Origin of the sequence: Pseudomonas sp. TWRC1-2 (assembly GCF_049896685.1) — a bacterium.
In the GTDB taxonomy this organism is placed as follows: Bacteria; Pseudomonadota; Gammaproteobacteria; order Pseudomonadales; family Pseudomonadaceae; genus Aquipseudomonas.
In genome coordinates this window covers 408,209-432,312 of record NZ_JAFCUU010000006.1, presented here as the reverse complement: position 1 = coordinate 432,312, position 24,104 = coordinate 408,209, and the positions used below count along the sequence as shown (strand labels likewise).

The 24,104-nt window shown below is 61.5% G+C and carries 20 protein-coding genes; 8 read left to right on the top strand and 12 right to left on the bottom strand.

All coding sequences use genetic code 11. From position 1 onward, the window contains the following. Positions 1-10: 10 nt before the first annotated feature. From ACP7B3_RS19815 to ACP7B3_RS19805, 3 genes are read right to left on the bottom strand one after another with little or no spacing between them, the layout of a single operon-like run. Positions 11-877, bottom strand: a complete 867-nt coding sequence (locus tag ACP7B3_RS19815) for an alpha/beta hydrolase (protein WP_426180351.1) — start codon at positions 875-877, stop codon at positions 11-13. Beyond that, on the bottom strand, positions 874-2,268 hold the full coding sequence (locus tag ACP7B3_RS19810; RefSeq protein ID WP_106579418.1) for an aspartate aminotransferase family protein: 1,395 nt from the start codon (positions 2,266-2,268) through the stop codon (positions 874-876). Before ACP7B3_RS19810 ends, ACP7B3_RS19815 begins: the two co-directional genes overlap by 4 nt. Further along, positions 2,261-2,959 (bottom strand): MtnX-like HAD-IB family phosphatase, encoded by a 699-nt coding sequence (locus ACP7B3_RS19805; protein ID WP_416364308.1) that lies wholly within the window; start codon positions 2,957-2,959, stop codon positions 2,261-2,263. Before ACP7B3_RS19805 ends, ACP7B3_RS19810 begins: the two co-directional genes overlap by 8 nt. A gap of 241 nt (positions 2,960-3,200) precedes the next feature. On the opposite strand from ACP7B3_RS19805, the gene ACP7B3_RS19800 reads away from it, so the two are divergent. Further along, positions 3,201-3,971, top strand: coding sequence for a MipA/OmpV family protein (locus ACP7B3_RS19800; RefSeq protein ID WP_242194434.1), 771 nt, complete (start codon positions 3,201-3,203; stop codon positions 3,969-3,971). 245 nt (positions 3,972-4,216) lie between these two features. Here the strand turns inward: ACP7B3_RS19800 and ACP7B3_RS19795 are convergent, their stop codons facing one another. Beyond that, on the bottom strand, positions 4,217-4,870 hold the full coding sequence (locus ACP7B3_RS19795) for a DsbA family oxidoreductase (RefSeq protein ID WP_106579421.1): 654 nt from the start codon (positions 4,868-4,870) through the stop codon (positions 4,217-4,219). A 55-nt stretch (positions 4,871-4,925) separates the two neighbouring features. Beyond that, positions 4,926-5,945 (bottom strand): alpha/beta fold hydrolase, encoded by a 1,020-nt coding sequence (locus ACP7B3_RS19790; protein ID WP_145161506.1) that lies wholly within the window; start codon positions 5,943-5,945, stop codon positions 4,926-4,928. 182 nt (positions 5,946-6,127) lie between these two features. Between ACP7B3_RS19790 and metR the strand changes: the two genes are divergently transcribed. Continuing rightward, the gene (gene metR, locus ACP7B3_RS19785; protein ID WP_057012200.1) at positions 6,128-7,045 is read left to right on the top strand and encodes a transcriptional regulator MetR; all 918 of its coding nucleotides are present in this window, start codon (positions 6,128-6,130) and stop codon (positions 7,043-7,045) included. 113 nt (positions 7,046-7,158) lie between these two features. Here the strand turns inward: metR and ACP7B3_RS19780 are convergent, their stop codons facing one another. From ACP7B3_RS19780 to ACP7B3_RS19755, 6 genes are all read right to left on the bottom strand, one after another. Continuing rightward, entirely contained in the window at positions 7,159-7,665 is a 507-nt protein-coding gene (locus ACP7B3_RS19780; RefSeq protein WP_426180347.1) for a GNAT family N-acetyltransferase, read from the bottom strand. After that, complete coding sequence (locus tag ACP7B3_RS19775) at positions 7,662-8,075, bottom strand: NUDIX hydrolase (RefSeq protein WP_242194438.1); 414 nt, start codon at positions 8,073-8,075, stop codon at positions 7,662-7,664. Before ACP7B3_RS19775 ends, ACP7B3_RS19780 begins: the two co-directional genes overlap by 4 nt. Before the next feature lie 47 nt (positions 8,076-8,122). Continuing rightward, positions 8,123-9,469: an HD domain-containing phosphohydrolase gene (locus ACP7B3_RS19770; RefSeq protein ID WP_145161500.1), complete on the bottom strand. Its 1,347-nt coding sequence runs from the start codon at positions 9,467-9,469 to the stop codon at positions 8,123-8,125. A 168-nt stretch (positions 9,470-9,637) separates the two neighbouring features. Then, the gene (locus ACP7B3_RS19765; protein ID WP_145161497.1) at positions 9,638-9,910 is read right to left on the bottom strand and encodes a type B 50S ribosomal protein L31; all 273 of its coding nucleotides are present in this window, start codon (positions 9,908-9,910) and stop codon (positions 9,638-9,640) included. Between the two features lie 101 nt (positions 9,911-10,011). Beyond that, positions 10,012-11,337 (bottom strand): APC family permease, encoded by a 1,326-nt coding sequence (locus ACP7B3_RS19760; protein ID WP_262210535.1) that lies wholly within the window; start codon positions 11,335-11,337, stop codon positions 10,012-10,014. Between the two features lie 251 nt (positions 11,338-11,588). Then, a complete protein-coding gene (locus ACP7B3_RS19755) occupies positions 11,589-12,410 on the bottom strand; it encodes a carbon-nitrogen hydrolase family protein (RefSeq protein WP_416364311.1) in 822 nt (273 codons plus the stop codon). Positions 12,411-12,503: 93 nt separating this feature from the next. Here ACP7B3_RS19755 and ACP7B3_RS19750 point away from each other — a divergent pair, with 93 nt between their 5' ends. From ACP7B3_RS19750 to ACP7B3_RS19730, 5 genes are all read left to right on the top strand, one after another. Then, positions 12,504-13,268 carry a helix-turn-helix transcriptional regulator gene (locus ACP7B3_RS19750; protein WP_242194448.1) on the top strand — a complete coding sequence of 255 codons (765 nt, stop codon included), beginning with the start codon at positions 12,504-12,506 and terminating at the stop codon, positions 13,266-13,268. A 27-nt stretch (positions 13,269-13,295) separates the two neighbouring features. Further along, positions 13,296-14,915 (top strand): FMN-binding glutamate synthase family protein, encoded by a 1,620-nt coding sequence (locus ACP7B3_RS19745; protein WP_426180343.1) that lies wholly within the window; start codon positions 13,296-13,298, stop codon positions 14,913-14,915. 11 nt (positions 14,916-14,926) lie between these two features. Continuing rightward, on the top strand, positions 14,927-15,211 hold the full coding sequence (locus ACP7B3_RS19740) for a putative quinol monooxygenase (RefSeq protein ID WP_145161484.1): 285 nt from the start codon (positions 14,927-14,929) through the stop codon (positions 15,209-15,211). 58 nt (positions 15,212-15,269) lie between these two features. Continuing rightward, positions 15,270-15,566, top strand: coding sequence for a cupin domain-containing protein (locus ACP7B3_RS19735; protein WP_242194452.1), 297 nt, complete (start codon positions 15,270-15,272; stop codon positions 15,564-15,566). Between the two features lie 132 nt (positions 15,567-15,698). Beyond that, positions 15,699-16,823, top strand: a complete 1,125-nt coding sequence (locus tag ACP7B3_RS19730; protein WP_426180340.1) for an OpgC family protein — start codon at positions 15,699-15,701, stop codon at positions 16,821-16,823. Between the two features lie 47 nt (positions 16,824-16,870). On the opposite strand, the gene ACP7B3_RS19725 is transcribed toward ACP7B3_RS19730, so the two are convergent. Further along, a complete protein-coding gene (locus ACP7B3_RS19725; protein WP_145161475.1) occupies positions 16,871-18,283 on the bottom strand; it encodes an amino acid permease in 1,413 nt (470 codons plus the stop codon). A gap of 1,995 nt (positions 18,284-20,278) precedes the next feature. Between ACP7B3_RS19725 and ACP7B3_RS19720 the strand changes: the two genes are divergently transcribed. Then, a complete protein-coding gene (locus tag ACP7B3_RS19720; protein ID WP_426180338.1) occupies positions 20,279-24,070 on the top strand; it encodes a hypothetical protein in 3,792 nt (1,263 codons plus the stop codon). The last annotated feature ends 34 nt before the right edge of the window (positions 24,071-24,104 follow it).

Sequence of the window (24,104 nt, the reverse complement as noted above, 5' to 3'; positions counted from 1 at the left end):
GTCCTTAGGCTTAAGCCCGCTGTCGATAGTCTACGGGCGCCTGGATAGCCTCGGCATGTTGCTCGACAAACTCGGCGCTCAACTCGATCACGCGTCGGTATTGCAGGTCGACGGTGATCATGTGGTAGCAGTTGTCCAACAAAATCTTGGTCACGGGGCCGCCCAAATGGCGCTCCACGTAATCGGCGTTCCAGCGGCTGGTGATGTCGTCCTCAATGGAGTGCAAAACCAGCGCCGGCACGTTGACTTCAGGCATGCGTTTCTTGACCACGGCGTTCATGCGGTGCAACTCGCGCACCGTAATGCCTTCCATGGTCAGCAAACCGGCTTCACTGCTCTCCCCTTCCTTCATCTGACGCTCGACGATGGCCCGCAGGCGCTCGTTCTTGATGCCGTAAGGCGGCTTCTCTTCGAAGCGGCAGATGTGTACGCCGAAAGGAATCTTCATTAACAACGGCGTCAGGAATGCCAGTTTGTTAATGCTCCAGCCGTCGTACTTCAAGGTGGTGGAATACATCAACAGCCCGGCGACTTGCCCAGGGTGTTCGGCGGCCACGTACATCGACATCACCGCGCCCATGGACAAACCACCGACAAACACTTGCTCGTGACGTTGCTTGACCTGCACGAAGGTGTTGCGCACGCCTTCGTACCAGTCCAGCCAGCCGGTAGCCTGCAGGTCGCTGTTGTCGCCGCAATGCCCGGCCAGGGTAGGCACGTACACCGTGCAGTTACCCGCCTTGGCCAAGCCTTTGGCGACCTGACGCAATTCCGTCGGGGTGCCGGTCAGGCCGTGGATCAACAGGATCCCGACCGGACCTTCACCGAGAACGAAGCCGGCATCACCTTCACCGAGGTCGATCCCGGAGGCATTCACCGTTTGGTCGCCCGTACCAGCAGTTGCTCGAGCAGCTTCAAGCCCAGGTCGATTTCCGGGTAGCTGATTTCCAGCGACGGCGCCAGGGTGATCACGTTTTTGTAGTAGCCGCCCACGTCGAGGATCAAGCCGAGTTTCTGGCCATCGACGACCATGTCGCCCTTCATGCCTTCTTCAACCATGTAGTCCAGGGTCGCCTTGTCTGGCGTGAAGCCATCCGGGCCACAGATTTCGCAGCGCAGGGCCAGGCCCAGGCCATCGACGTCGCCGATGATCGGGAAACGTTTCTGCAGGTCTTGCAGGCCTTCCAGGAAGTATTTGCCCTTGGCCATGACCATCGCGCCGTAGTCGACTTCGCTGGTCATCTTGAACATTTCCAAACCTACCGCCGTGCCCAGTGGGTTGGAGGCGAAGGTGGAGTGGGTCGAACCTGGTGGGAAGATCTTCGGGTTGATCAACTCTTCACGGGCCCAGATGCCGCCCAGCGGGTTCAGGCCGTTGGTCAGCGCCTTGCCGAAGACGATCACGTCCGGTTGCACGTCGAAGTGCTCGATCGACCACAGTTTGCCGGTACGGTAAAAGCCCATCTGGATTTCGTCGGACACCATCAGGATGCCGTGCTGGTCCAGTACATGCTTGAGTTCGCGGTAGAAGTTCATCGGCGGGATCACGTAACCGCCGGTGCCCTGGATCGGCTCGACGTAAAACGCTGCGTATTCGCTCTGGCCGACTTTCGGGTCCCACACGCCGTTGTATTCGGTCTCGAACAGACGGGCGAATTGCTGCACGCAGTGGCTGCCGTATTCTTCCTTGGTCATGCCTTTGGGGCCGCGGAAGTGGTACGGGAACGGGATGAACTGCGCGCGCTCGCCGAAGTGGCCGTAACGGCGACGGTAGCGGTAGCTGGAGGTGATCGACGACGCGCCGAGGGTACGGCCGTGGTAGCCGCCCTCGAAGGCGAACATCAGGCTCTTGCCGTTGGTGGCGTTACGCACAACCTTCAGGGAGTCTTCGATGGACTGCGAACCGCCGACGTTGAAGTGCACGCGACCGTCGAGGCCGAACTTCTTCTTGGCGTCGACCGCGATCATTTCCGACAGCTCGATCTTGCCTTTGTGCAGGTACTGGCTGGCGATTTGCGGCAGGGTGTCGATCTGCTGTTTCAGCGCGTTGTTCAGGCGCGGGTTGGCGTAGCCGAAGTTGACGGCCGAGTACCACATTTGCAGGTCGAGGTAGGCCTGGTCTTCGGTGTCCCACACGTAGGAGCCTTCACAACGACTGAAAATACGCGGCGGCTCGATGTAGTGAACAGTGTCGCCGTAGGAGCAGTACTTGGCTTCTTTATCCAGAAGGATCTGGTCTTCGGCAGTGGCGATACGGATATCAGACATGGTGGAAGAGTTCCTGGTTGTCAGCAGTAAAGGTGGTGGCGTTGGCCGCGATGCCCTGAGGCAGCTTGGCCAGCAATGCGGTCACTTCGGCGAAGGTGTCGAAGCGCGCGTGAGGAATGTCGTTGGCCTGGCAATAGTCGGCCAGGCTGCCTTTGGCAAAGACGAAGTCGGCGGTGGAAGCCACGCACATGTCGGACTTGCCGTCGCCGATCACCAGCACGCGCTTGTTGCGCGGGGTGGATTTGCACTTGCAGTTGCCGGAGGCGGCACGGCAGGCATCGCTGGAGTACGGGAAGTCGATGCGCCAGCTGTTCTGGTCGACCTGGCGCAGGCGGTTGGCGAGGATCGGCAGCAAGGTCACGTAGTTGCGCGACAGGATGCGCGCGATGCCTTGTTCGATGCCGTCGCTGACCACTTCGATGGTCGCGCCCAGGCCCATGACGTGATCGACGAAGTCCGGGAAGTCCGGGTCGATCTCGACGCTGTCGAAGTACGACAGCAGTTCCGCCGGGGTTGCTTTGATCAGCGCCAGTTGGCGGCTCAGGCATTCGCGGGAACCGATATGCCCATCCAGCCATTCCTGTTCGATGGTTTCCCACTCGGGGCCGGCGAAGCGTTGGAGGACGTTGTCGATGACGTCGGTTGGGGTGATGGTCCCGTCGAAGTCACACACGATATGCCAGTGGATCATTGCCTTTCCTTGAGTTGGAGGGCTTGAAGAAAATCGCGCTCTTTGCGCTTGCAGGAGGGGTAGAGCAGGGATTGTGCCAACTGGCTAAAAGCCCGCAGGGCTGGGGTTTTGGCCGATGGCCCGAGTGTTTTGTGTCGCAGGAGCTACAATTTTTGTAGCTTGCTACAAACAAGATGAGTGCTTGCGTCAGGGACGCCCTTCGCGCGTGAATGCGCGCATGTTCAGATAAGGAAATGGCTCCATGTTCAAGGTTACTTCTGCTGTATTCGCCGGTTTGCTCGGGCTGTGGGGTTTTTCCAGCACGGTATTGGCCGACGGCATTACCGGCGAAGTGGGCGCGGGTGTCAGCTATCAACCGCACGACCCTACCGGCAGCCGCTACGAAACCCGGCCGATTCCCTACTTCGATCTGGACTGGGGCAGTGTCAGCCTGGGCACCGACGACGGCCTGACCTGGAGCGCGCTGAACACCAACGGCATTACTGCTGGCCCTTACATCAATTACCTGCCGGGCCGCACGGCCAATGGTTCGCTGCGCGGCTTGCGCGATGTGTCGGACATGGCGGAAGTCGGCGGCTTCATCCAATACGCCCCGGCCGAGTTCTGGCGCGTGTACGCGCAAGTCGGCCAGGCCGTGGGCGGCGGGCGTGATCAGAGTGGCGTGCTGGGCAAACTCGGCGGCGAGCTGGGTTACCCGTTGGGTGGCGGCATCATCGGCAGCACCGGCCTGATGGCGCACTTTGCCGATGCGCGCCAGACGCAGACCTTTTTTGGCGTTGACGACAAGGAGTCTGCGGCTTCGGGCATTCGGGCCTATAACGCCAGTGCGGGTTTCCAGAACCTGACGTTGACCCAGAGTTTTGAATTCCCGCTGGACATGCACTGGTCATTGTTGACCAGCGCCAGTTGGACGCACCTGGTGGGGTCGGCGGCCAACAGCACCATCGTCAAGCAGACGGGTGATGTGAACCAGGGGCAGGTGCAGACGGCGATCAGTTACAAGTTTGAGTGATGGGCTGGATGTGGGTGGCTGGCGGCCGGCCCACCGCCTTCGCGAGCAAGCCAGCTCTCACATTTGAAGCTCAGTGCATCAGGTGTACTCGGTCAAATGTGGGAGCTGGCTTGCCTGCGATGCAGGCACCTCGGTACATCAGGCACACCGAGTTGATGCTATCGCAGGCGAGCCAGCTCCTACAGAAAAGCAGATCTGCTTTTGCTTCAATCACTCAGGATGGTACCCAAGGCCGCGAAGACTCATCAGCCCTTGGCCTCACTGATGATCTGACGAATCGCCCCAACAAAGGCCTCAGCCGGCTGCCCCCCACTGACCGCATACTGATCGTTGAACACGATCGTTGGCACCGAAGTCACCCCTCGGGAAATCCACAGCTGCTCTTGCTCGCGCACCTCTGCGGCGTACTCGTCGGAGGCCAGAATCTGCGCAGCACGGGTGACATCCAACCCAACACTTTCAGCAATAATCGCCAAGGTCGCAGGGTCGGACGGGTCTTGCCCATCGCTGAAATAAGCCTTGAACAGCGCTTCCTTCAGGTTGTACTGCAACCCTTCCAACCCGGCCCAATGCAGCAAGCGATGCGCATCAAACGTGTTGTAGATACGACTTTGCCCGTCAGTGCGAAACGCAAAGCCCAACGCCGCACCCAAGTCACGAATACGCGCACGGTTAGCCTGCGATTCCTCTGCGGTGGAGCCGTATTTTTCAGTGATGTGCTCAACGATGTTCTGCCCGATAGCCGGCATATTCGGGTTCAGCTCAAACGGCTGAAAATGAATCTCGGCCTGCACCTCGGCGCCCAGCTGGTCCAACGCCTCAGTCAGCCCGCGCAGGCCGATAATGCACCAGGGGCAAGACACGTCGCTGACGAAATCGATTTTCAGGGGAGTACTCATGGTGGGCAACCTCGCTGGCATTGATGCGCCGTAAACGTTGCACGATACACCAACTTCACAACACCTTCGAAGGCTGCCCCACATCAATCTGCGCCCAGTGCGCGGCATCTTCGCGATGGGCTTGCAGGTACGGCAACACCGCCGCCAGCAACGGCGCCTTGAACGCCTCCTGAAAACGATGCGCCAGGCCGGGAATCAATTTCAATTGGCTGCCCTGGATATGCGCGGCCAAATGCACACCGTGCATCACCGGCAGCAACGGGTCGGCAGTGCCATGCACCACCAGCGTTGGCACACGCAATTGATTGAGCAGCGGCACACGACTGGGCTCGGCGAGGATCGCCATGATCTGGCGCTTGACCCCGTCCGGGTTGAAGGCGCGGTCGTAGGACAGCGCGGCCTGATGCAGCAACACCTGGCGATCGTCCTTCACCAACGGGCTGCCCAACGCCGCCAGCAAGTCGGCCTGTTGCTCCAGCGCCACTTCCCGGTTGGGCGCGCTGCGCCGCGACAGCAACTGCACCAACGCCGCACTCGGCGCCGGCAGGCCTTCGGCGCCGGAGCTGGTCATGATCAGCGTCAGGCTCTCGACCCGTTGCGGCGCCATGGCCGCCAGGTGCTGGGCGATCATGCCGCCCATGCTCGCACCCAGCACGTGGAATTGGCGGATCTGCAACGCGTCCATCAAGCCCAGGGCGTCGTCGGCCATGTCGGTCAGCGTGTAGGGCGCCGCCACCGGCAGGCCGAGTTTGTAGCGCAGCACTTCGAAGGTCAGGTTGGCACTGGCCGGCGCCTGGCGCCACGTGGACAAACCGACGTCACGGTTGTCGTAGCGAATCACCCGAAACCCTTGTTCGCACAGCGCCACGACGACTTCGTCCGGCCAGTGGATCAACTGCCCGCCCAGGCCCATCACCAGCAGCAATGCAGGGTCGGACGCACGGCCGATGCTCTGGTAGGCGATGCTCACCTGAGCCAGGTCGACCGTTTGCGTCGGGACATTGACGTCACATCGAGAAGCCGCAAAAGACGGCAGGCCGAACAATAAAGCGGCCAGTAAACACAACACGCGCATGAAAAACACCGAAACACAGAACCCCAGTAGAGCGCGAGTCTGATGAAGTTTGTTCAAGCGCGCTGCCACAGTTGCGTGACAGTTTGATGAACGGCGCCCAGCGGTCATGATCGACACGCCTTGCAACATGAGACAAACTCACGCCATTGCTGTTTTTCACAAATCGTCTTCATGGAGAGCCCGTGCTCGAAATCCGTCACCTCAAGACCCTGCACGCCTTGCGCGAAGCCGACAGCCTGGTCGAAGCCGCCGAGCGCCTGCACCTGACGCAGTCGGCGCTGTCCCATCAGTTCAAGGAGCTGGAAGAGCGCCTGGGCATGCAGCTGTTCGTGCGCAAGACCAAGCCACTGCGCTTTACCAGCGCCGGCCTGCGCCTGCTGCAACTGGCCGACGCCACCCTGCCCTTGTTGCGCGGCGCCGAGCGCGATATTGCGCGGCTCGCCGGCGGCACCGCCGGGCGTTTGCACATGGCCATCGAGTGCCACAGCTGCTTCCAGTGGCTGATGCCGACCATCGACCAGTTCCGCGATGCCTGGCCAGAAGTCGAGCTGGACCTGGCGTCCGGCTTCGCCTTCGCGCCACTGCCGGCGCTGGCGCGGGGCGACCTGGACCTGGTGGTGACTTCCGACCCGCTGGAATTGCCGGGCATCACCTACGTGCCGCTGTTCACTTACGAAGCCATGCTGGCCGTGGCCAACCAGCACGCACTGGCGAACAAATCGTACATCGTGCCCGAAGATTTGCTCACCGAGACCCTGATCACCTACCCGGTGGAACGTGATCGGCTGGACATTTTCACGCGCTTTTTAGAGCCGGCCGACGTGGAACCGGCCCAGGTGCGCACCTCGGAACTCACCGTCATGATGATGCAGCTGGTGGCCAGCGGCCGTGGTGTGTGCGGCATGCCGCATTGGGCGCTGCATGAGTACAGCTCGCGTGGTTACGTGAAGGCCAAGCGGTTGGGCGAGAAAGGTTTGTTTGCGACGTTGTATGCGGGGATTCGTGCAGACATGCTGGACGCGCCGTACATGCGCGACTTTTTGCTGACGGCCAAGGACACGTCGTTTTCCACCCTCGATGGCGTCAGCGCAGTGCGCTAGCCGACACAGATTAAAAATGTGGGAGCGGGCTTGCTCGCGAAAGCGGTGTGTCAGTCAACTTATCTTTAACGGGTCCGCCGCCTTCGCGGGCAAGCCCGCTCCCACATTGGCCATCATCCGTCGTTCAGTTCACGCCACATGTGGATCTTGTCGAAATAATCCTCGCCCACGCGCACCGCCAGTGGCTCCAGGCCGTACTGGATGAAGCCGCAGCGCTGGTACAACGCGAACGCGGCGTCGTTGCCGGCGGTGACGGTCAGCTGAATCAACTTGAGGCGTGAGTGGCGGCGCGCCTCGCTGAGCGCCGCTTCTACCAGTTGGCGGCCCACGCCCTTCTGCTGATAAGCCTGGTTCACGTACATGCCGAACAAGGTCACCTTGTGCCGCGCTTTTTCACGGGGCTCGAACGCCAGGCCGACAATGCCGACCAATGCGTCCCCCTCAAAAGCCCCGAGCAGCCGATCCAGCGGGCTGTCGACGCGCTTTTCCCACCAGCTCAAGGGCATCAGCGCGCGCTCCGCCACGCTGGAGGTGAACGCCTGCGGATAAGCGCCATACGCCTCAAGCATCAACGCCCGATAAGCCTCGGCGTCGTTGGCGCCAAGCGTGCGTACCATCATGCGTCGCAGGTCAGCGATGCGCGGTAAAACGGCAGGATCACGTCGCGCGTCAACGGCGCCAGTTGCAAACCGCCGTCACCGGCTGGGTCGATCCAGCGCACTTCTTCGATTTCGGCCGCGGGCGTCACCGCCACGTCGATGTGCACCTGGAACAGCTCGGCGTTCACGGTGAACCCAGGCTCATTGGCGGCAGGGGCCGAGAAGTGACCAAGGTAGACCGCTTGGCTTGGCTCGATGCGCAGGTTGAGTTCCTCAAACAGCTCACGGGCCAGGGCTTGGGCCGGTTGTTCGCCGGCGTCAATCTTGCCGCCCGGTTGCATGAACGCCTGGGTGCCGCGCTTGCGCACCAGCAGGGTTTGGCCGTCGCTGCCAATCAACAGCGCTGCGGCGATGCGGATAGTCGATGTCATGTAAAAACCGCCTTGAATGCAAAGGTGCAAGGATCACAGAAAGCGCGTTATTCGCAAAGCAATCCTTCATGCCCTGCTTTGATAAACACGCTGTACCTGGCGCCTTCCATCGTCTCAAAGGCAATCAACTTGTCCACCAGCGGCAGGTTCAGCACCTTGCCGGCGTTGAGCAACAGCATGCCGTTATCGGCGTTGAGGTTGCGCGCGAGCACCATGCCCTCCTCCAGCTCGCGGGTGCCCAGCACCCTGACGCTGGGGTCGCCCAGGGTCACGTCATTGAGGTACGTGGCGCAAACTGAAACAAAATCTTCGACCATGTCAGGGTCGTAAAGGCGACCGGCGTATTTGCGGATGTAGAGCAGCGCTTCGTCGCTGTTCATCTGGCGTTCAAGGATCAGGCCTTTTTGCAGCTCGATAAAGTCCACCGCCAGTTTCAACAAGCGCGAACCTGCGGGAATCGCGTCACCCTTGAGGTGATCGGGAAAACCGCTGCCGTCCCAGCGTTCCTGATGATGGCGGATAAGCCGCGCTGCGTCTTTCATCGGTTCCAGGGTCATCAGCAACGATTCGCTCTGGGTGGCGTAAGCGCGATAACGCTCACGGTCGCTGCTGTGCAACAGGTCTGAAGGCGAGGCCATCATGCTGTCGCTCCAGCTCAACTTGCCGATGTTGTAGAGCGCGGCAGCCATGGTCAGGTCGCGGTTACTGGCCTCATCTACGCCATGGGCCACACACCAGGTGCGCACCAATTCGATGATTTGCCGGTTGGTTTGCTTGGCCCGCGGTAAGCGCAGGTTGGCCAGCAACGAGAACACCTCGGTGCCCGTGGCGTAGCTGTGTTTGAGCTCTTCGTAGGCCAGGTCGAGCATATCGGCGGTTTGCTGCAATTCACTGGTGCGAGAGGCAACACGTTTTTCGAGGGTGGCGTTGAGCTGCTTGAGTTCATCGTTCTGCGCCTGGATCAGCAGCTCCAGGCGCCCACGTTCGCGCTCCGAATGCTGATGGGCCAAGGATTGACGCAGGGCCAGCAGCAGCTCTTCATCGTTCCAGGGTTTGCTCAGGTAACGATAGATCTGGCCTTCGTTAATGGCTTTGACGATCAGCGTCAGGTCGGTCTCGCCGGTCAGCAGGATGCGCACCGTGTGCGGGTGGTGTTGGTGGATGTGCGCCAGCAACGAGGCACCATCCATGTCCGGCAGACGCGCGGCGCTCATCACCAGGTCAATGGGTTGAGTGGCGAGAATGCCCAGGGCATCAGCGGCGCAGGTGGCGCTGTGCAGTTCGAAGGGCTCCAGGCTGAGCAATCGCTTGAGGCTGTGCAAAACATCCGGGTGGGCGTCGATCAACAGCAGCACTGGACGGTTGGCATCGATAAAGGTCACTGACTCTCCCATGGGACACCTCGGATCGTCGATCTGCGTTCCTTACGGTCTGGGACAATGCCTCCTGGCGATTACCAGGTAGTTTAGTTGGTTTTTACAAGGTGATGGCCTTGCGATATCAATGCATAAAAAAAGCCGCTCCCAATGCTGGAGCGGCCTTTGAGGTGAAACGTGAATCCCTCACGCCTCGGCGTTTTTCGGGCTGGTGCCAAACGAAGCAAAGCGCTTGTTGAACCCGGCAATCCGGCCTTCGGCCTGAGTCTTGCGCTGCTGGCCGGTGTAGATCGGGTGCGAGGCGCTGGAGACGTCCAGCGGGATGTAAGGGTACGTGTTGCCATCGCTGTGTGTGTGGGTGCGCTCACTGTCGGCCGTGGAGCCGATCAGGAAGAACACGTCGGCGGCGGTGTCGTGGAACAGCACGGTGCGGTAGTCGGGATGGATACCAGTTTTCATAGTGCCTCCGGGGCGTTTGAGTGCAATTAATGTGTTACACAGTAACACAAAATCATGCACCCAAACGAGAACCGATTGCAATAAGAATAGACCTGTCGCTTCTATGCAGCTTCCTGGAAGTCCATTTCCGGCGGCTGTTGCGAGAAGCCGCGCGTCAGGAAACCCAGGTAAACCAGGCCGATCGCCAACCACACCACGCCCAGGTAAATCGCCAGATGATCGAGGCTGATCATCAGCCACAAGTCCGCCGCGAGGCCGATGGCCGGGAACAGCAGGAACAGCATCAACTCACGCACGCCACGCGCTTTCGCGCCGATCCAGTAGTGAAAGATCACCGACAGGTTCACCAGGCTGAACGCCAGGAACGCCCCAAAGTTGATGAACGAGGTGGAGGTGGTCACATCCAGCTTCAATGCCAGTAACGCCACAACCCCACACAACAGGATGCTGTTGACCGGCGTGCCGAAGCGCGCATGCAAGGTGCCAAAGAACGACTTGGGCAACACGCCGTCGCGCCCCATCGCGAACAACAAGCGCGAACCGCTGGCCTGGGCCGACAGCCCCGAGGCGAACTGGCCGACGATCAAGCCGATCAGGAAGATCGACACAAACAGGTCACCGCCGACATTGCGCGCAATTTCATAGGCCGCCGAATCCACATCGGCAAACTCGAACGACGGATGCGCGATCTGCACGAAATACGACACGCCAACAAAGATCAACCCGCCGATCAAGGTGATCAGCATGATCGCCCGCGGAATGGTACGCCGTGGGTCGCGGGTTTCTTCGGTCAGCGTGCTGACCGCGTCAAAGCCCAGGAACGAATAGCAGGCAATCGCCGCCCCGCTCATGATCAGCGGCATGTGCATCTGGCCGTTGAAGAACGGCGCGACAGTCCACAGCGGCTTGCTCGCGTCGCCCCCGATGTAATGGATGCACAGCGCGACAAACGCGATCAGCACCAGGAACTGCACCAACATCAGCAGCGCATTGATGCCATTGGCCAGTTTCAGACCGATGATATTGATCGCCGTAGTGACGCCGATAAACGCCAGCACCCAGATCCATTGCGGCACCGCAGGGAATGCCGAATGCAGGTATGCCGCCCCGATCAACCAGATGGCCATGGGCAAGAACAGGTAGTCGAGCAACACCGCCCAACCGGCGATAAAGCCCAGTTTCGGGCTGATGGCCTTGCGCACATAGCTGTAGGCGGAACCGGCCACCGGAAAGGCCGACGCCATGCGCCCGTAACTCATGGCGGTAAAGAACATCGCCACCAGGGCGGCCAGGTAAGCGGCCGGCACCATGCCGCCCGTGGATTGCGCGAGGATGCCGAAGGTGCCGAGCACAATGATCGGCGTCATATAGGCGATGCCAAACAGCACCACCGACCCTAACGACAGGGTGCGTTGCAAACGAGCCATGAGCGATTCTCCGCTGATTTATTAGATTTATGGCAGAACTGAAGTCGGTGAAGCAGATGTCATTTTTCTTATGATCAAGCGTGTTTACTGTGGCGAGCGGGCTTGATGTGGCGAGCGGGCTTGCCCCGCGTTGGGCTGCGCAGCGGCCCCATTACATTCACTGCATTTCTCCAGGCAAACCGCGGTTGCAGGTTTTAGGGCCGCTTCGCGCCCCAACGCGGGGCAAGCCCGCTCGCCACAAAGGGTCAGCCTTAATTGTGTGGAATCAGCAGTTCACGCGTCCCGTCCGTGCGCTCGATCACCTCACCCGGCAATTTCAAGCGCTGGTCGTCGAGGTAGCGGTAGTCCTTGCGAGCCGCCACCAGTTGGTCAAGATCCAGCTCGACGGTAAATTGCCCTTCCTCGCGCCCGGCTTCGAACAACAGCGTGCCAATCGGGTCGACCAGGGCACTGCCGCCAGCGAACAACAGGCCGCCATCGCCCTCTTCCACGCGATTGACCATCAGCGCAAACGCCTGGTTTTCCTGGGCGCGCGCCATGATCGCGGTGCGGTGCGTGGGGCCGTAAGGGTCCATGTTGCCGTTGGTAACAATCAGCAGTTCGGCGCCCAGTTGCGCGTTGGCGCGGGCGGTTTCCGGGAACTCGATGTCGTAGCAGATCAACAGGCCGACGCGCACGCCGTTCCACAAGCAAGTGGCATAGCGATCACCGGGCGTGAACACGCCGCGATCCGAGGCCCACAAGTGAGTCTTGCGATACCGCAGGGCAATGCCCTCGGGGGTGATCAGCAACGTGGTGTTATAGAATTGGCCGGCGTCGCTCTCGGCCATGCCGATCACCACGGCGATATTGCCTGCGCGAGCCGCCTCGATAACGGCCTGCACGGTCGGGCCATCCACCGGCTCGGCGATGTCGGCGACGGTCTCGGCTGACGGGAAGCCCATCAGGTGGGTTTCCGGAAATACGATCAGTTGCGTGTCGGCGGCGCAGGCAGCAATTGCCGCCAAGGCGCGCTCAAGGTTGTAAGCTGTGCCGTTATCACGACCTGCCAACTGGGCAAATTCGACCTTCATGGGAAGTCCTGTTGTTTTATCTGTGGCGCAGTATGCGCAGCCGCAACCGTCGGGGAAATCACGCCGCCGGGGTAACCCTATGGGGGTAGACGAATGACAGTCTCGCTGCAAGACATCGCCTGGCACCGTTCGGTGGGGCAAATGATAGACGCCCTCGACCAGGCCAACTTCTGGACCCAGCTCGTGCGCTTGCTGGACAACTACGTGCCGTTCGACAGCTGGGTGGTATTGCTGTTCAGCAACGCGCACCGCCCGCTGGTATTCGCCGAATGCCCGGGCGCCGACGGCACGCCGGACCAGTTGTTCCAGGACTACCTCAACGGCCTGTACCTGCTCGACCCCTTCTACATCGCCAGCCGCGAACACTCACGCACCGGGCTGTTTCGCCTGGCCGAAGTCGCGCCGGAGCACTTTGAACTCACCGAGTACTACCAGCGCTACTTCCGCCTGAACGTGGTGGCCGATGAAATCCAATTTAATTGCCACCTGCCGGATGGGCGTACCCTGTGCCTGTCCCTGGGCTCCAAACAGCGGTTTGACCCGCAGCAGATCGCCCTGCTGTCGCTGATCCAGCCCTGGGTCTTGAGTTTGCTGCGCCAGCGCCTGCCCTATGAACTCAATCAGGTCAGCGCCCCGCAGCCGCCGGTGCAAACGGATGACTGGGGCGCGCAACTCACCGCCCGCGAGCTGGATGTGGGCCGCTTGATGCTCAGCGGTTGCTCCAGCAAGGAAATCGCTCGTAAGCTGGAAATCTCTGTTGAAACCGTGAAAGTCCATAAGAAACACATGTACAGCAAGCTAGGGATCAAATCCCAGTCGGAGCTGTTCTCGATCTTTCTACAGGCGCAAAACGCCTAGCCGATGAGTGAACCCAAGGAAAACCGTATGAGCCTGTCGTTACTAAGCCGTTACGCCTTCTTTGCCGTGTGCGTCATTTTCACCCTCGCCAGCCTCCCCTTTATCGAACATGAATGGCTGTGGCCGATCACCGTGGTCACCGGCGTGCTCAGCCTGATCGGTCTGCTCGACCTGCTGCAAAGCCCCCACGCGGTGCGCCGCAACTACCCGATACTGGGCAATATCCGTTACCTGGTGGAGGCCATCCGCCCGGAAATCCGCCAGTACCTGCTTGAATCCGACAGCGATGCGCTGCCCTTTTCACGCGCGCAACGCTCACTGGTTTATTCGCGCGCCAAGAACGAAACCGCCGACAAACCCTTCGGCACCCTGATCGACGTGTATCAATCCGGCTTCGAATTCATCAGCCACTCCATGCGCCCAGCGCCGTTGAGTGACCCGAGCGCGTTTCGCGTGATGGTCGGCGGCCCGCAGTGCAAGCAGCCGTACTCGGCGTCGGTGTTCAATATCTCGGCCATGAGTTTCGGCTCGTTGAGCGCCAACGCCATTCGCGCGTTGAACCAGGGCGCCAAGCTCGGCAACTTTGCCCACGACACCGGCGAAGGCAGCATCAGCCCGTACCACCGCGAAAACGGCGGCGACCTGACCTGGGAACTGGGCAGCGGCTATTTCGGCTGCCGCACCAGCGACGGCCGCTTCGACCCGGAACGCTTCGCCGCGCAGGCGCAGAACCCGCAAGTGCGCATGATCGAAATCAAGATGAGCCAGGGCGCAAAACCCGGCCATGGCGGGATCCTGCCCAAGCACAAGGTCACCCAGGAAATTGCCGAGACGCGCGGCATCATGATGGGCGAAGACTGCATCTCGCCGTCGCGCCACAGCGCGTTTTCCACGCCGATTGAAATGATGCAGTTCATCGCCCAACTGCGCGAACTGTCCGGCGGCAAACCGGTGGGCTTCAAGTTTTGCCTGGGCCACCCGTGGGAGTTCATGGGCATTGCCAAGGCCATGCTCGAAACCGGCATCCTCCCGGACTTTATCGTAGTGGACGGCAAGGAAGGCGGCACCGGCGCCGCGCCGGTGGAGTTCACCGACCACATCGGCGTGCCGCTGCGTGAAGGTCTGCTGTTTGTGCACAACACGCTGGTGGGCCTGAACCTGCGCGACAAGATCAAGCTCGGCGCCAGCGGCAAGATCGTCAGCGCGTTCGATATCGCCAGCGTTTTGGCCATTGGCGCCGACTGGGCCAACGCCGCGCGCGGCTTCATGTTTGCCATCGGCTGCATCCAGTCGCAGAGCTGCCACACCAACAAGTGCCCGACCGGCGTCGCCACCCAGGACCCGCTGCGCCAACGTGCGCTGGTGGTCACGGACAAAGCCCAGCGCGTGTTCAACTTCCACCGCAACACCCTCAAGGCCCTGGCAGAAATGCTCGCCGCAGCCGGTCTGGATCATCCCTCGCAGCTGTCGGCCAAGCACTTGGTGCGACGCATGTCGGCGACTGAAATCAAACTGTTCTCGCAACTGCATGTGTTCCTCAAGCCCGGTGAATTGCTCACTGGTGAAGTAAATGGCCAGTTCTATTCGCGCATGTGGCAGATGGCACGCGCGGACAGTTTTGAGCCGCATGACGTCGAAGCTGCGTGAGGAGACCGGCCATGCTCAAAGTCATCGCTGAAGATTTCATCAAGCCCGAACACGTGGAAACCGTGCGCCCGTGGTATGCCGAACTGGTGGAAAAAACCCGCCTGGAACCGCTGTGTATTGCCTACGAGCTGTTTGTCGATCAGAAAGACCCCGGGCACTTCGTGTTCATCGAGCTATGGCCCGATCAGGCCGCGCTGGATGCTCACTGCCAGACCGAACACTTCACCCGGCTGGTGCCGCAGATCAATGCACATCAGGCCAAGCCCTGCCGGTTCGTGTTGATGGATGCGTTCTAAATTCCTTATTGCTGCTGAACCGGACCACCGACGGCATCGTTGAAACCAGGAGATTCACATGCCGTTACTCGACTTCGCCGCCCTCGCCGGGCAACTGCCCGACAGCTGGAAATCCACGCGCCTGGGCCAGGTAGGCCCGGCGAGGATCAAGGTGTTGCGCATGGATGAGCAGGCCTACGAGGAAGAAACCCACGCTTACAACGAAGGCCTGCTGGTGATCAGCGGCCAGTTGCGCCTGAGCATCGGCGACGAGGAAATCCGCGTGCAAGCCGGCCAGATGTACCTCGTCGAAGCCGGTATCGCCCACGCCGTCCTTGCCGGTAGCCAAGGCACCTTGGTGATCATTGATGTCTAGAGACATTCAGTAATACCCAGCCTTTGCAATTGCTTACAAATACCGCCAACCTGCGCCCGCCCGACGTGCGGCGTGAGACAACGCCGCCGTGCACCTGTCATTACTAAACTATTTGTTCAAGAGCCCGCTGCCATGCTGAACGGACGCGACCCGCGCATCGATTTTTTTCGGGGCCTGGCGTTGATCTTCATTTTCTGGGATCACGTCCCCCACAACCCCCTCGGCCAGATCACACTGCGCAATATCGGTTTCAGCGACGCGGCTGAAGTCTTCGTGTTCCTTGCCGGCTACGCCTCGGTGCTGGCCTACGGCAAGGTCCTGCAGCGCGAAGGCTACTGGATGGCCTGCTTGAAGATCCTGCGGCGCACCTGGGTATTGTACGTGGTGCACATCTTCCTGCTGGCAATGCTGATGGGCATCGTGTTTTTCGCCAACAGCCATGTGGAAACCCGCGACCTGGTCGAAGAGATGGGCCTGACGCATTTCGTCACCCACCCGCAGCAAGCGCTGGTGGATGAATTGCTGTTGCGCTTCAAGCCGAACCTGATGGACCCGTTGCCCCTGTATATCGTGCTGCTGGCGGGCTTGCCGCTGGTTCTGCCGCTGCTGCTGCGCAAGACCTGGCTGGTGGTCGCGGTGTCGATGGCGGTGTACCTGCTGGCGCCGCACCTGGGCTGGAACCTGGCCGCCATCGCTGACGGCGTGTGGTATTTCAACCCGGTCACCTGGCAGTTTCTGTTTATCCTGGGTGGCGCGGCGGCCATTCACGGGCAACAACCCCGCGCACAGGCTAATCGGCCACTGCTGCGCCAGCCGTTGTTCGTCACGGCGGCGGTCTACGCACTGGCGGCGGGTGTGCTCACCCTCGCCTGGCGTTGGCCTGAGGTGCACGACGCGTTGATGCCAGCGGCCTTGAGCGAACTGCTCTACCCGATCAGCAAGACCGACCTGTCACCGGTGCGACTGCTGCACTTCCTGGCGCTGGCCTACGTCACCGCCAAACTGTTGCCCGGGCGTGCCTGGACACAAAATTGGCTGGCCCAACAGACCTGCCGGATGGGGCGTTATTCGTTGGAAGTATTTTGCCTGGGCGTCTTACTGGCGCCGCTGGCGGATATGCTCAACGCCCTGGCTGGCGATGCCTTCACCCTGCAAATCGTCACCGCACTGGTTGGCGCCGCCCTGATGGCCGCGCTGGGGGCCTGGCTGGAATTCAACCAACGCCTGAGCCAATCGCCGCGCGTGGCCACCGCCTGAACAACAAAAAGCCCCGATCCCGGGGCTTTTTGTTGTGCGCCTGAACGTCAGGCTTGAGCACGCGCCGCAGCATTGATGGGCTGCAACTTGAACACGTAGAACAGCACGGTCAGCAGCACCAGGAACACCGGGCCGACATACAGCGCCACGCGCGTGTCCGGGAAGTACGCCATCAGCCCAACCACCAGCACCAGGAACGCCAGCGCCAGGTACGAACTGACCGGGTACAGCCACATGCGGTACTTGAGGCCGGCTGCCTCGGCCGGGCTCAGGCTTTTGCGGAATTTAAGCTGAGCCAGCAGGATCATCAGCCAGGTCCAGATCGCGCCAAAGGTGGCGATGGACGTCACCCAGACGAAGACTTTCTCGGGGACCATGTAGTTGAGCAACACGCCCAGCAGCAGCACGAAAATCGACAGCAGCAACGCCTTGCGCGGTACGCCGTTGCTTGAGGTGGTGCCGAATGCGGCCGGGGCCTGACCGTTCTGCGCCAGGCTGTAGAGCATACGGCCGGTGCTGAAAATGCCGCCGTTGCAGGAGGACAACGCAGCCGTGATCACCACAAAGTTGATGATGCCGGCGGCGGTCTTGATGCCCAGTCGCTCGAAGGTCATCACGAACGGGCTGCCCTGGGTGCCGATTTCATTCCATGGGTAGATCGACAGAATCACGAACAACGCCCCCACGTAGAACAGCAGGATGCGCCAGAACACCGAGCCGATGGCGCTCGGGATAGTCTTCTGCGGGTTCTTCGCTTCACCGGCGGTAAGGCCGATCATCTCGACGCCCAGGTACGCGAACATCACCATTTGCAGGGACATCAACACACCGGTCACACCATTGGGCATAAAGCCGCCGTGGGCCCACAGGTTAGAAATCCCCAGCGCCACACCGTCGTTGCCGAAGCCGAACGCGATGATGCCGACGCCGCCGATCACCATGGCAATGATCGTGACGATCTTGATCAGCGCGAACCAGAACTCGAACTCACCGAATGCCTTGACCGCAATCAGGTTGATCGTGCCCATGCTCACCAGCGCCGCCAGCGCCCAGATCCAGCGCGGCACATCGGGAAACCAGACGCCCATGTAGACGGCAACGGCGGTGATTTCTGCCACGCAGGTCACCAGCCACAGGAACCAGTAGTTCCAGCCGGTCAGAAAACCCGCCAACGGGCCGAGGTAGTCCTGGGCATAACGGCTGAACGAACCGGCGACGGGGTTATGCACCGCCATTTCGCCGAGCGCGCGCATGATCACCAGGATCGCCAGGCCGCCAATAATGTAGGAGAGCATGATCGCCGGGCCGGCCATTTCGATGGCCTTGGCGGAACCCAGGAACAGGCCGACACCGATACAGGCGCCGAGGGCCATCAGGCGAATATGCCGTTCGCCCAGTTCACGTTTCAGCGGGCCGCCCTGAGCGGTCTCGCCATGGGGCAGCTGATTGCCAACTGGCATAGGGGTACAACCTCGTCTTGTTATTGGATATGAACCACCGAGCGTTGCGCACGCCAGGCCGGTAAGCCGGGGGCGAACTTCAACCAGGCCTGTTTCGTGGACAGGCGCGTCCGGCAGCGCACAGCCTGCGGGATCGGCGGGGGTGCAGTATAAAAAGCCGACACTAGGGTCTTTCACTCTAAAAATGACTAAATTCAGCGATAAATCTGGGTAAATACGTCTTTTACAAGGAAGCATTACCTGCCTTTACGCATTTATCAGGTCATCGCGAGGGCCGCGAGTATTGCACAGTGATGGTGCAGCGTCATGCCTGGGCCGACGCCGTCTGGCTGTCAACGAAGGCTCTGGCCCAAGGCTTCGAGCTCGGCCACAGGCAAATCGGAAACGTCATGATCCCCCCGCCAACGGCACTCCCTCAGGATGATGCAATTGCATCCATGCACAGGGAAAATCAATGGACACGCCTACCGAGCGCCTCGAGCAGGGCGGCACCCGACGCCAGGAGGGTGACCAGCACATGGTCACTATCCTGATCAATCATTTGAATTCCACCAGCGCCGAGCCGCTGCTGATACCGCCCCATTCGTCGCCAGGTTGCTGGCTGCAACTCTGGCGCCAGGCCATTAACCGCCCGCGCTTCATCGCCTGGGCCCGGCAACGGAACATCGACCTCGCCAGCCTGACCCTGGCCAATGGCACCCTGACAGACCGGACGCGACACACCTGGACCCTGTGGGACGACGCGCCAGGGCGCGCCCTGGCCCTTCCCCTGTTGACCATCGCCGACATACTGGACCCCGCGGCCACCGGCCTGCCGTACGGGCCGATGACTGTGGGCGAGAACACGCTGCAATTGCCCGCCAGCCAGGTGCTGCGGTTTTACGGTTACCCTCAGCCGCAGACCCGGGGGCAGCGAATGATCGTCATCCAGGCCCTCGATCAACTCAACCCTTTCGCCAGCGCCAGCCCAACGCTGGCAGATGATTTCGAGCGGCTGAACCAAGACCTGCTGCAGCTGGCCGACAGCCTGGAGGCTGCTGCGAGCAACGCGTGTTTCAACCCGAAAACCGCTCACCGCCAGAGGCTGACCCTCGACTCCGGCTCTTTTGCAGCCAACGCCCAACAAACCGGCGCAGCGCTGTTGGATTACATCACCCGTCATCAGGACTTCCTGGCGCTGGAGCCGGTTCACGGCCTGCAGCCCGGCCATTACACATTCGATCCCGATACCCGCCAGCTCACCGGCCAGCGCGCCAATGGCGCACAGGTAGCACTCGGCATCGAATGGCTATTGCCGCTGCCACTGGCAGGCCGTCTCGAACAACTGGTCAGTGTGGCGCAACAGCTCGGCACCTCTATTCACCAGAGCGGCCAGTTCAGCGTGGCGCAGTTGCTGCAGTGCCATGACCTGGCGGTACCCGCCACGCCAGACGCGGCCAGGGCGCTGAGCCTGCGCCTGCGCGCGTCGCAGCCTCTGCACGCGCTGCCTGTTTGCGACTTCGCCGGTGCCGATATTGCGCTGATGCAGCAACGGCACTGGCAGCGCCTGGACCATGACCGCGACCATGCCGCGGCGGCTTTGCGCACGCTGCTCGAGGGCAAAGCCGCTGACGCCGTGATTGCCACGCACGCGCCGTTGCTGCAGGCCTCGGCCGGCGACGCCCATTTGCATCCGGCGCTCGCACCTGCGCCGCGCACCGAAGCGCGCAGCCTCGCCCAGCTTCTGCAAGGGCACGGTCTTGCCGTTCCACGTACCGCCGGCGACGCCCTCGGTACGCTGCAAATCCTCGAAATGACCCTGCCGCGCAGCACTGAACACGCTGACTATCGACAGGGCTTGCCCTTAACGCCTGACCAGCGTGAGACCGTGCGAAATGCGGTCAACGCCTGGCTGCCGCGCACGAGCAGCAGGCTGTTGGAATATCTGGTGGGGCCTTGTTGGCCGAGCTGTCGCGAAGCGCGATTCGCACCCAGGCCGACCGGTTGCTCAAGCTCATGCTCAGGCGCCCTCCTGCCCGGCAACTGGGCCGACGGTTGCTGGAGGCACTGGGCGGGTACGGTCAACACCCGCACGAACACACCAACAGTGCCAGCCTTGAAAACCTGGTGCTGGCCGCGCTGATGATCGAACTCGACCCGCTGCAGGATGAACAGCGTTACGTCGTCGCGGGGTTCGACCTCGCCGAAAGCAGCCAATGGGGCCGCTCCCATGCGGCCCTGCGTGAAGACCTGGAACTGCACCTGATACGCAGCGGCGCCGTCTCGGCTGAGGCCACGCCGCTGGCCGCCCACCTGCTGCTCGCGGGGGCAGCGCCGGAGTTTTTGGTGCGAGAACTGCCGGCCACGTTGCGCTTCATGACCTCCACCCACTGGCTGGTGTTCAGCCAAGGCGTGGCGATGGCGCACAGGGTCGCGCCCGGCTCACCGCAGCACCTGAGCTACAACGATGTCATCGCCCTGGCGTCACGGGAGGACACCTCGCCCGAGCAGCAACAATGGCGCGAATACACCGCAACCCAAGGCCTGCTCGATTGGGCTGTCGCCCAGGGTGAGCTGACGCAACAGGCCGACGGCCGCTACCCGATCAGCGAGATCGACGCGGCGAAAGCCCGACTGCAAGCGCGCCTGGAGGCACTGAAAAGCGCGTTCATGACGTTCGCCAGCGACCTTCCGACGCGCCGGTCGGTGGCGCTCGATGACCTGCGAAAAGTCTTCCCGGGCCACCCTCGCATCAATACGCCCGACCTGCGCTGGGCGTTGGGGTCGCGCCTGCAACTGAACCTCGGCCTGGCGTCCAACGGCCCACCCCGTTGGCACAATGTGCCTTACCTCAGCGAGCACTCCCTGGTGGACTTGCACAGCCAGGGCTGGCTGCAGCCTTTTTCGCGCCACTGGGCATCGGTTCACCCACACCTGAACCTGAACCTGATGCGCAGCGCGTTCAGCCGTCTGGGGCATGTGAATACGCTGTTCGAGGCCGCCTTCGACGCCCACATTGATCGCCTTAAACAGGCGTACGCCACCACCATCCAGGACCTGTTGGCACAATTACCGCTGGCCGAGCGTGCCCGGCTGCCCATCGGCGAGCTGCAACTGCTGGTGCTGAGCAAGGCGGCCACCAAGCCAGAAGCCCTGGAAACCCGCGAGGAAAAAAGTGCCCGCGTCGGGCGCTTCGGCATCCTGCTGCGCTGCACCCTGCCCCACGCTACCCATGATTACGAGTTGTTCCCACTGCTCAACCGCCTGCATAAACGCAGCGGGCCCGCCCTGGTGTTTGACCTGGGCGGCAAGCCCCTGTCGGTCACCACCGGCCGACCAGGCTCGGTTCAACCCGTCAGCCGCTTGCACACCGGCAATCAACTGGCCATCGACTGGCAAGCCTACGAAACCGGCAGCGCACCGCGGCCGAACGTGTTCTCCACCGTGGTCGTCGAGCAGCTGTGGCAGCAGGGCCCCACACCCGATGAAAGCGGCGCCCCGCGGTTCGGTTCGGCGGTCCTGCGCAGCATCACCCAGGCCATTGTCGAGCGGCATTTTTTTCTCGACGTCGAAGCCGCACGACAACAGGCGCATGGCGCGTCCGCCGAAGATGAGTTTGAACGCCACCACGAAGCGTTGACGCAGCGTCTCAAAATCCTCGTGCCGTTGTGGTCGTGCGGCCAGGACATCGCTTCGGGCGATCCACACCGCATGACCTATGGCAGCTACCAGTGCCTGCTCGACCTGTTCAGCCTGCTGATGCCCGCCCGTGCCTACTCGTCGGCCGGCCTGGCGGTATTGAAAAGCACTGCCCCGCTGCCAATAAAACTGCTGCAACTGGGCAAAGCGAGTACGCACCTGCTGCATGCAACCCTCAACCCCCTCGACCACATTCCCCGACTTGCCAGAGTGGCCCGCAACGGCCTGGTCAGGCTGGGCAACGACGCGTGGCACACCCTGAGGCAAGCCATCGAGCAAACCCAACGCTGGACCGCCAACACGTCGTTGCGCGAGTACGTGCGCTGGCTGTCCAGGGCCGACATCGGCATCGGTGCCGTGCTGGGCGGGAGCGACTTTTCGCGCATTGTCGCGGTGATGCGCGAAAAGCAGTGGTACGCCTTCGACCCTTTCAGCGCGAGGCCCTATGGGCCACCGCTGGCGAGCTTTCGTCTGGACAGCGCCCTGAGCGTGACACCGGTGCACTGCGTCAACGGTTACCAGGCGCGCGTCACCGAGCGCCTGTTTGACACTCCGCCATTGCTGATTCCCCGCGCCACCGCCACGGATTTACTGGTTGACGGCAAGGTCATGCGCCTTGAACACAGTGCCCCGACCCACTTGGACGACCTGGCATCGCCCGCCCATTTTCGCGTAGAGCACCATTTCGACACCCGCTGCACGCCCACCCGAAGAAAACGCAATGCGCCCCCCTTCATCTGCTTCACCAAACGGCTGTCTGCGTTTGCCAACTCCATTCATCAACGCCGCGTGCAAGCGCTGGAACATATCCGGATCATTCCCGCGCCCGGCCAGGGCGGTGCAAAACAGCGACTGGCGTATCACCACACCGTTTACGAAGTCAGCCGTGACGACGTCGCCTTTGAGCTGACCCAGGTCGCGGCACCGCCGTTGATCTATCGCCGCCGCACGCTGGGCACGCTTGTCGATGAACCGCAATTCGGGCTGCCCGACGACCAACTGGACAACCTGCTGGGCCATGAAACCCGGGTGGTGGAACTGCAAGGCATCGCCGAAGGCATTGATGACACGCGCATCCTGCGGGCCATGGTGTTCGAACTCTCCCGACCTGGACCGATCCCCGGCCCACGCTGGGTTGTCGAGGCCGACACCGGTGTGTTCTATGAAGTGATCCAGACCGCCAACCCGCCAGAACTGGTCTTCGATTACCTGGACTTCAGCCAGGGCGGCGAGCACGCGCGGCTGATCCACGCCTTCTGCGATTACAAGCGCGATTACCTGGACATCGCCGAACTCATGCCCACGCAACCACTGGTGGCGCTGCCGACGCTGGAGGTGCTGTACCGGCAACTGGCGGCCCGCGGTTTTTCTGACGGCACCTTGGCAAGGTTGCGCCATACCGCCAGTACCCTGACCCCCCTCAAACAACGGGAATTATTGTTGAACGCGTCCAGCCAGGGACAGCGTCTGGATGTGCATGTCGCCGCCAAACCCTTGCAGCTGGATATATGGCCGCCACGCCCGCTAGTAGCCGGCGGCCCCAGCGCCGCGCAGATCAACGAGTACCTCGCGCAGAAAGCCCACGCCAGCACGCTGGCGTTGGTCGAAAGAACCGGAGTCGGCGCCGCCAACCTCGTTACCGATGCCGTTGACGACCTGGCGCGGTTGCGGATCGCAGCCCCCGTGGTGCTGTGGCAATACTCCCTGGTCGGGCAGCCCGACTACACCGAGATCATCCTCAAGACCGGCGCCGGCAATTGCGACCAGATGGCCCATGTCGCCCATGAACTGATCCGCACCAACGGTGGCGTCTCGCAGATATGGGGCTCGCGTCCGCCTACCCATGCCTTTGTGGTGGTCGGCAAAACGCCGTCAAGCCTGGTCGAGACCCAGGACTTCAAGGAGGACGACTGGCAAGGTCTGTGGATCTGCGACCCCTGGGCCCGGATTGCCTGCCCGGCCAATCAGTACCCGAACGCGTTTAACGAACGGGTGCGTGACTGGTCCGGCCAGCACATGTCGGTTTACTACAAGGGCCAGTGGGAGCGAATCGAAAGCTCCAGCTGGCTGGCGGACTGGAACCGCGGCCTGAAACTTTCATGGAGCTAGCAAGCCCGCACACAAAATCTTCACGGCGCATCAC

Coding starts and splice junctions, on each gene's coding strand:
- ACP7B3_RS19750 (WP_242194448.1), top strand. CDS start 12,504: ATGACAGTCTCGCTGCAAGACATCGCCTGGCACCGTTCGGTGGGGCAA.
- ACP7B3_RS19735 (WP_242194452.1), top strand. CDS start 15,270: ATGCCGTTACTCGACTTCGCCGCCCTCGCCGGGCAACTGCCCGACAGC.
- ACP7B3_RS19760 (WP_262210535.1), bottom strand. CDS start 11,337: ATGGCTCGTTTGCAACGCACCCTGTCGTTAGGGTCGGTGGTGCTGTTT.
- ACP7B3_RS19720 (WP_426180338.1), top strand. CDS start 20,279: ATGCTCAGGCGCCCTCCTGCCCGGCAACTGGGCCGACGGTTGCTGGAG.
- ACP7B3_RS19800 (WP_242194434.1), top strand. CDS start 3,201: ATGTTCAAGGTTACTTCTGCTGTATTCGCCGGTTTGCTCGGGCTGTGG.
- ACP7B3_RS19770 (WP_145161500.1), bottom strand. CDS start 9,469: ATGGGAGAGTCAGTGACCTTTATCGATGCCAACCGTCCAGTGCTGCTG.
- ACP7B3_RS19745 (WP_426180343.1), top strand. CDS start 13,296: ATGAGCCTGTCGTTACTAAGCCGTTACGCCTTCTTTGCCGTGTGCGTC.
- ACP7B3_RS19725 (WP_145161475.1), bottom strand. CDS start 18,283: ATGCCAGTTGGCAATCAGCTGCCCCATGGCGAGACCGCTCAGGGCGGC.
- ACP7B3_RS19795 (WP_106579421.1), bottom strand. CDS start 4,870: ATGAGTACTCCCCTGAAAATCGATTTCGTCAGCGACGTGTCTTGCCCC.
- ACP7B3_RS19805 (WP_416364308.1), bottom strand. CDS start 2,959: ATGATCCACTGGCATATCGTGTGTGACTTCGACGGGACCATCACCCCA.
- ACP7B3_RS19765 (WP_145161497.1), bottom strand. CDS start 9,910: ATGAAAACTGGTATCCATCCCGACTACCGCACCGTGCTGTTCCACGAC.
- ACP7B3_RS19810 (WP_106579418.1), bottom strand. CDS start 2,268: ATGTCTGATATCCGTATCGCCACTGCCGAAGACCAGATCCTTCTGGAT.
- ACP7B3_RS19790 (WP_145161506.1), bottom strand. CDS start 5,945: ATGCGCGTGTTGTGTTTACTGGCCGCTTTATTGTTCGGCCTGCCGTCT.
- ACP7B3_RS19740 (WP_145161484.1), top strand. CDS start 14,927: ATGCTCAAAGTCATCGCTGAAGATTTCATCAAGCCCGAACACGTGGAA.
- ACP7B3_RS19730 (WP_426180340.1), top strand. CDS start 15,699: ATGCTGAACGGACGCGACCCGCGCATCGATTTTTTTCGGGGCCTGGCG.
- ACP7B3_RS19775 (WP_242194438.1), bottom strand. CDS start 8,075: ATGACATCGACTATCCGCATCGCCGCAGCGCTGTTGATTGGCAGCGAC.
- ACP7B3_RS19780 (WP_426180347.1), bottom strand. CDS start 7,665: ATGATGGTACGCACGCTTGGCGCCAACGACGCCGAGGCTTATCGGGCG.
- ACP7B3_RS19755 (WP_416364311.1), bottom strand. CDS start 12,410: ATGAAGGTCGAATTTGCCCAGTTGGCAGGTCGTGATAACGGCACAGCT.